The organism is Streptomyces sp. SID10853 (assembly GCF_010548145.1).
Taxonomy (GTDB): Bacteria; Actinomycetota; Actinomycetes; order Streptomycetales; family Streptomycetaceae; genus Streptomyces.
Genome location: NZ_JAAGLN010000297.1, coordinates 1 through 7,252 on the forward strand (window position 1 = coordinate 1; position 7,252 = coordinate 7,252).

Sequence of the window (7,252 nt, forward strand, 5' to 3'; positions counted from 1 at the left end):
CGCAGCGCCCCGGCGCCCGCGTGCGGCAGCCCCAGCTCCGTGCGGAGCGCGCGTACGGCGTCCCGGTACAGCCGGTCGACCACACGCTGCGAGAACCGCCCCGCCGCACGGTTGCCCCACCGGCCGAGCGAGCGGGCCCCGCCCACCACGGGTGCGAACTCACGGGTGGGCTCGGCCGGCTGGAGATACACCCCGAGCGAGGGGATGCCCAGGGCCTCCGACAGCTGCAGCCCGAGCGGCGCCGTGGTGGTCGAGAGCAGCAGCAGTCCGGTGTCCTGTGACACCGCGCCGGCGAGCCCGGTACCCAGCTCCCGGACGAAGCCCGCGGCCGTCCGCAGCAGTGAGCCGCCGCCCTGCTCCCGGTGCGGGTCGGCCGGGAGCGGCCGCAGTGTCAGCCCGGCGGACTCCACCAGGGGCGCGAAGGAGGCGTCGGCGGCCAGCGCGACCTCGTGCCCGGCCTGCTGGAGACGGGCGCCGAGACCCGTGTACGGGGCGATGTCCCCGTACGATCCGGCTGCTGCGACAAGGATCTTCACGACCGCTCCCGACCGGACTCGGGCGTGGCCCCGCGTACGGCGTTGGCGTGCACCGCCGTACGCAGGAACGCGGCCAGCCCTGGACGCTGTTCGGAGGGCGGTACGACGAGTGCGAAGGCCCGCGGGTCGGCGGCGAAGTCGTCGGCGATCCTGGTGTGGACGTCGGCGGGGCAGGGGGTGAACCAGCGGCCGATGTGCCGCCTGTGCTCCTCGGCCAGCTCCACGGCGGTCTCCCCGTCCGGCGCCGCACCGGCGTCGAAGGCCCGGGTGAGCCGGGTCCGCCAGGTCTGCGCCTCGGCCATGATCCGCTTCCAGTCCTCCTTGGTGTGCGCGGCGGCACTGGACATGGAGTGCCGGTGGGCCTCGCTGTCCTGCCACTTGAGCTGCGCCTCGGTGGCGTAGCTCAGATCGAAGGCGACCTCTCCGAACACGTCGGAGCGTTCCTCGGGGGTCAGCTCCACACCGGTGCACTGCACCTCCATGGCGCGCTCGGCGAGGTCCGCCAGCCGCCGCAGCTCGGCGATCTGCTCGGTGAGCAGCCGGTGCCTGGCCCGCAGCCGGTCCATGGCATCGGTCTGCGGGTCCCGGAGGATGGCGCTGATCTCGTCCAGCGCGAAGCCCAGTTCGCGGTAGAAGAGGATTTGCTGGAGCCGGGCCAGATCGGTGTCGCTGTAGAGCCGGTAACCGGCCGGGCTGCGGGCGCCCGGTGAGAGCAGACCCGTCCTGTCGTAGTGGTGCAGAGTGCGCACGGTGACACCGGCGAGGCCCGAGACCTGCCCTACCGAGTACCCCATGTGACGACCGCCTTCCGTATGGCGACCGGTTCCCGGAGTGGGAACGGTGCGTTGCCCAGCGTGGCCCCTGACGCCGGGTCAGGGTCAACCGGCCCATCCGGCCCATCCGGACCGGAACGCTCCGGCAATGTGTTGGCGGATGCAACCATCGCGGGCTCTCGTGTGTCAGGGGAAGGGAAGCACTTTCCAAGAGCATTTTCGAAAGATCGGAGTTCGTGTGCATTCCCGAGCCCTGGGCGCAGGTGTGGCCATCGCCGTAGCAGTGGTGTCCGCCGCTGTCGCCGTGCCGGCAGCCCAAGCCGCGCCATCGTCGTCCATAGCGTCCGCACAGTCCGCGCCGGCGGCCGGAACCGCCAAGAAGGCCGACTTCAACGGCGACGGCTACGCCGATACCGCCTTCACCGCACCGTCGGCCACCGTCGGAGGCAAGAAGGGCGCCGGATACGTCGGTGTGACGTACGGCTCCAAGTCCGGTGTGAACACGGCCTCCAAGCAGGTCATCAGCCAGAACTCCGCAGGCATCCCGGACTCCGCCGAGTCGGGCGACGCCTTCGGCAGCGCCATCGCCTCCGCCGACCTGGACGGCGACGGCTACACGGACCTCATCGTCGGCGCCGCGAACGAGGACGCGGGCCTCGGGAAGCTCGGCACGCTCACCGTGGTCTGGGGGAGCGCAACCGGCCTGACCGGCGGTGCGGTGCTGGCCGATGGGGACACCGACTCCGGGGCCATCGGCGGGAAGCTGGCCGTCGGCGACTTCAACGGCGACGGCGGCCAGGACGTGGTGACCGTCGCGGGCAATCAGCATCTGCGGGTGTTCTCCGGCCCGTTCGAGCGGGACGGGTCGGCGAAGAGCACCTCGATCGTCCGGGACACCGAGGACACCCGGTACCTCGACATCGCGGCCGGCGACGTCACCGGTGACGGCATCACCGACCTGGTCGGCACGGTCAACGACGGTGACGAGTACGACGCCCGCCGCGTGCGCTTCCTGCCCGGGACGGCGGACGGCTTCGGCGCGCCGAAGATCGTCGAGGACGCGAAGGGCAACCGGGTCCAGGGCGGCGAGCACGTCACCACGGGCGACGTGAACCACGACGGTTACGCCGACATCGTTGTCGGCCGTCCGGTGGAGGGTTACGACAGCGATGTCGACCTGCCGCTCGCCAAGGGCGGCATGATCATGTACATCCCCGGCGGGGCTTCCGGGCCGCAGGGCACCAAGGCCAAGGCGTTCAGCCAGGACAGCGCGGGGGTCCCCGGGGCGTCCGAGGTGGGCGACAAGTTCGGCACGGCGGTCTCGGTCGGCGACACCGACGGTGACGGTTACGGCGACATCGCCGTCGGCGTGCCCGGTGAGGCCCTCGGCACCAAGGCGAAGGCCGGACAGGTGATCGTCCTGCGCGGCAGCGCGAGCGGACCCACCGGAACCGGGTCGAAGGGGTTCACCCAGGACACCGCCGGTATCGGCGGCGCCGCGGAGCCCAATGACGCCTTCGGCGGGGCGACCTCGCTGGTGGACGCCAACGCCGACGGCCGGGCCGAGCTGGCCATCGGCTCACCCGGCGAGAACGACAACGCGGGATCGATCTGGGTTCTGCCGGGCAGCACCGGCGGCACGACCGCCACCGGTTCGATGACCTTCGGCGCCGGCACGCTCGGCACCGACCCGGCGAACGCCACGCTGGGATCGTCCTTCAACCACTGAACCGCAGGCGGTACCTGCCGCTGACGCAGGATGCCCAGGGCCCGCCCTGGGCATCCCTGCTGTCCGTCCCGCCGGGCCCCGTGCGTCCGGGCCCAGGCGGCGGCCGTACGGCGAATCGCCCGGCCGATGCACCATGCCGCCCAACCGGGTTTCCGTGGCAGGGTGTTGCGGGCAAACCACTGGGGCCTAGGCGAAGAGGGGGAACCGTGATCGTCTGGATCAACGGTGCGTTCAGTGCGGGCAAGACGAGCACCGCGCGGGAACTGATCGACCTGATCCCGAACAGCACCTTCTACGACCCCGAGGTGCTCGGCGGGGCGCTGCGTCTCCTGCTGCCGCAGAAGAGACTGGCCGAGGTCGGCGACTTCCAGGATCTGCCGGTCTGGCGGCGCATGGTGGTCGACACCGCTGCCGCGCTCCTCGCCGATGTCGGCGGGGTGCTCGTGGTGCCGATGACGCTGCTGAGACAGGAGTACCGCGACGAGATCTTCGGCGGGCTCGCCTCCCGCCGGATTCCGGTCTGTCATGTGCTGCTGGCAACAGAGGAAACGATCCTGCGCGAACGTATCGCCGGGCGCGTGGAGACTCCGGACGACCCCGAGGCCAGCGAGCGCGTACGGCAGTGGTCCTACGAGCACATCGAGCCGTACCGCACGGCACTCGGCTGGCTCACCGCCGACGCCCACACCGTCGACAACACCGCGCTGACCCCGGCCGCGACCGCCGAGCGCATCGCCGAGGCACTGCGCTCCGGGGCCGCCGGGGAGTGCGAGATCGTCCAGACCCCGGAGCCGACATCGGAGACGCTCGCCGCCGGTGTCCTCCTCTTCGACGAGCAGGACAGGGTGCTGCTCGTCGACCCGACGTACAAGCCGGGCTGGGAGTTCCCCGGCGGCGTGGTCGAGAACGGCGAGGCGCCTGCGCGGGCGGGCATCCGGGAGGTGGCCGAGGAGATAGGGATACAACTCGGGCATGTCCCGAGGCTCCTCGTGGTCGACTGGGAGCCGCCGGCGCCACCCGGCTACGGCGGTCTGCGGCTCCTCTTCGACGGCGGCCGCCTCGACAGCGCGGAGGCCGGGCGGCTGCTGCTGCCAGGCTCCGAACTGCGCGGCTGGCGATTCGTCAGTGAACAGGACGCGGCCCAGCTGCTGCCCCCCAACCGGTACCAGCGGCTGCGCTGGGCCCTGCGCGCCCGGGAACGCTCGGCCGTGCTCAATCTGGAGGCCGGGGTGCCGGTGGGCTGACGCGTGCCCGGACGGTCCTACGCCTTTTTCGACCGCGCGTAGTTGACGAGGAAGTGCGCCTCGGTGACGGAGAGCCGCTCCAGCTCCTCGGGCGAGACACTCTCGTTCACGGCGTGGATCTGCGCCTCGGGCTCGCTCAGCCCGATCAGCAGGATCTCCGCATCCGGGTAGAGCGTGGCCAGCGTGTTGCAGAGCGGGATCGAGCCGCCCAGGCCCGCCGACTGCATCTCCTCGCCCGGGTACGCGACACGCATCGCGTCGGCCATCGCGGTGTACGCGGGGCTGCTGGTGTCGGCACGGAACGGCTGGCCCTGGCCGACCTGCTCCACCGAGAGCCGCGCGCCCCACGGTGTGTGCGCCTCGAGGTGCGCGGTCAGCAGCTCGGTCGCGTCGGCCGCGTCGGTGCCCGGCGGCACCCGCAGGCTGACCTGGGCCCGTGCGCTCGCCTGCACCGAAGGCGTCGAACCCACGACAGCGGGACAGTCGATACCGATGACGGTGACGGCGGGGCGCGCCCAGATACGGTCGGCCACCGTGCCGCCGCCGATCAGCTCCACACCGTCGATGACCTTCGCGTCCCGGCGGAACTCCTCCTGCGGGTACTGGAGTCCGTCCCACACGGCGTCCGAGGCCAGACCGTCGATCACCGTCGAACCGTCATCGGCGCGCAGCGAGTCCAGCAGCCGGATCAGCGCGGCGAGCGCGTCGGGCGCCGCGCCGCCGAACTGGCCGGAGTGCAGATTGCCCTCCAGGGTGTCCAGCTGGACGCGGAGCATCGTCATCCCGCGCAGCGTGGCCGTGACGGTCGGCAGGCCGACCCGGAAGTTCCCGCTGTCGCCGATGACGACGGCGTCGGCCGTGAGCAGCTCGGGGTGGGCCTCGGCGTACCGTTCGAGACCGCCGGTGCCCTGTTCCTCCGAGCCTTCGACGATCACCTTCACGGAGACCGGGACGCCGCCGTTCGCCTGCAGGGCGCGCAGCGCGAGCAGATGCATGATGAACCCGCCCTTGCAGTCGGCCGACCCGCGCCCGTACCAGCGGCCGTTCCGCTCGGTCAGTTCGAACGGCGGGGAGAGCCAGGCGTCCTCGCCGAGCGGCGGCTGGACGTCGTAGTGCGCGTACAGCAGTACCGTCGGCGCACCCTCGGGGCCGGGCAGCAGACCGTAGACAGAACGGGAGCCGTCGGGGGTGTCGAGGAGCGCGACATCCTGGAAGCCCTCGGCGCGCAGCGCCCCCGCGACCCACTCGGCCGCGCCCTCGCACTCGCTCCTGGGGAAGACCGCCGGATCCGCGACCGACCTGAAGGCCACCAGCTCGGTCAGCTCCGCCTGTGCGCGGGGCATCAGCGAGGCGACGGTCTCGGCAATCGGATTCGCGGTCATGGGCACGCTCCTCGTGGGTGCGACGTTGAAGTACGTGTACGTGTGTGCACACATGCGTTCGTTTGCGGGCTGACCGATCCTCCCACAGCGGGGTCGGCCGGCAGCGCGCCGTAGTATGCCGTCGACAAGCACGGGCCACTGGTCGGATCAGGAGCAGCAGCACATCGTGAGCAGCGAGAACGCAGACGCGGGCACGGAGCACGACCAGCCGGTATGGGATGTGGTGGTGGTCGGAGCAGGTCCGGCCGGTGCCTCCGCGGCGTATGCCGCTGCCGTGGCGGGACGGAGGGTTCTCCTGCTGGAGAAGGCCGAGTTGCCGCGCTACAAGACCTGCGGCGGAGGCATCATCGGGCCGTCGCGCGACTCCCTGCCGCCGGGATTCGAACTGCCGCTGCGCGACCGGGTGTACGCGGTGACGTTCTCGATGAACGGCAGGATGACCCGTACCCGCCGGTCCAAGCAGATGCTCTTCGGGCTCATCAACAGGCCCGAGTTCGACCAGGGGCTGGTCGAGGAGGCGCAGAAGGCGGGCGCCGAGGTCCGCACCGGCGTCGCCGTCTCCCGTGTCGAGCAGCACGGGTCCGCCGTGCCCGACCGGCGCACGGTCGCGGTCGTCCTCGCCGACGGCGAGACGGTGCTGGCCCGCGCGGTCGTCGGCGCCGACGGCAGCGCCAGCCGGATAGGGGCCCATGTCGGGGTGAAGATGGACCAGGTGGATCTCGGTCTTGAGGCCGAGATCCCGGTTCCGCCGACGGTCGCGGAGGACTGGTCGGGACGCGTCCTCATCGACTGGGGCCCCATCCCGGGGAGTTACGGCTGGGTGTTCCCCAAGGGCGACACGCTCACCGTCGGCGTGATCTCGGCGCGCGGTGAGGGTGCGGCCACCAAGCGGTACCTGGAGGACTTCATCGCCCGGCAGGGGCTGGCCGGCTTCGAGCCGTCCGTCTCGTCCGGCCATCTGACCCGGTGCCGCAGCGAGGACTCGCCGCTGTCCCGCGGCCGGGTGCTGGTGTGCGGGGACGCGGCCGGGCTGCTGGAGCCGTGGACGCGTGAGGGGATCTCGTTCGCGCTGCGTTCCGGCCGGCTGGCCGGCGAGTGGGCGGTCCGGGTCGCCGAGGCGCATGACGCCGTGGACGCCCGCCGCCAGGCGCTGAACTACGCCTTCGCCATCAAGGCGGGTCTGGGCGTCGAGATGGCGGTCGGGCGCCGGATGCTGAAGGTGTTCGAGCGCCGTCCGGGGATGCTGCACGGGGTGATCACCGGGTTCCGGCCGGCCTGGAAGGCGTTCGCCGGGATCACCCGTGGGTCGACGTCACTGGGCGAGCTGGTGCGTACGCATCCGCTGGCGCAGCGGGCACTCGGAGTGCTGGACCGCAGGGACGGCGGCCGGGCGGCCGGCAGGACGCCGGTGGCCGACGCGCAGGACGAGGCGGTCGGCGGCAGCGGTGAGGACGCGGGCCGGGAGGTCAGCCCGGTCGACTAGTGCGTGGGCGCGCTGCGTCCGGGGTATGGCCGCGTGTCGTCGCCGCAGGGCGGGCACGTGGCGTGAAGTACGGCGGGCGCACGGCGCCGGGTGTGGCGGGGAGAG

Annotated in this window: 6 protein-coding genes; 3 read left to right on the plus strand and 3 right to left on the minus strand. The window is 71.9% G+C overall.

Features of this window, described 5'->3' with window-relative positions:
* Together G3I19_RS32640 and G3I19_RS32645 are read right to left on the minus strand one after the other, a co-directional pair.
* Nucleotides 1–536, minus strand: a 536-nt coding sequence (locus G3I19_RS32640) for a glycosyltransferase (protein ID WP_164267330.1), incomplete at its 3' end; no start/stop codon positions are given.
* On the minus strand, nt 533–1,330 hold the full coding sequence (locus G3I19_RS32645) for a MerR family transcriptional regulator (RefSeq protein WP_164267331.1): 798 nt from the start codon (nt 1,328–1,330) through the stop codon (nt 533–535). The genes G3I19_RS32645 and G3I19_RS32640, both read right to left, overlap by 4 nt.
* 217 nt (nt 1,331–1,547) lie before the next feature.
* Here G3I19_RS32645 and G3I19_RS32650 point away from each other — a divergent pair, with 217 nt between their 5' ends.
* Nucleotides 1,548–3,038, plus strand: a complete 1,491-nt coding sequence (locus tag G3I19_RS32650) for an FG-GAP-like repeat-containing protein (protein WP_343235277.1) — start codon at nt 1,548–1,550, stop codon at nt 3,036–3,038.
* 206 nt (nt 3,039–3,244) lie between these two features.
* The gene (locus G3I19_RS32655; RefSeq protein WP_164267333.1) at nt 3,245–4,282 is read left to right on the plus strand and encodes an NUDIX domain-containing protein; all 1,038 of its coding nucleotides are present in this window, start codon (nt 3,245–3,247) and stop codon (nt 4,280–4,282) included.
* A gap of 17 nt (nt 4,283–4,299) precedes the next feature.
* Here G3I19_RS32655 and G3I19_RS32660 read toward each other — a convergent pair whose 3' ends face one another.
* Nucleotides 4,300–5,664 carry a dipeptidase gene (locus tag G3I19_RS32660; protein ID WP_164267334.1) on the minus strand — a complete coding sequence of 455 codons (1,365 nt, stop codon included), beginning with the start codon at nt 5,662–5,664 and terminating at the stop codon, nt 4,300–4,302.
* 166 nt (nt 5,665–5,830) lie between these two features.
* On the opposite strand from G3I19_RS32660, the gene G3I19_RS32665 reads away from it, so the two are divergent.
* Complete coding sequence (locus tag G3I19_RS32665) at nt 5,831–7,147, plus strand: geranylgeranyl reductase family protein (protein WP_343235278.1); 1,317 nt, start codon at nt 5,831–5,833, stop codon at nt 7,145–7,147.
* Nucleotides 7,148–7,252: the final 105 nt, after the last annotated feature.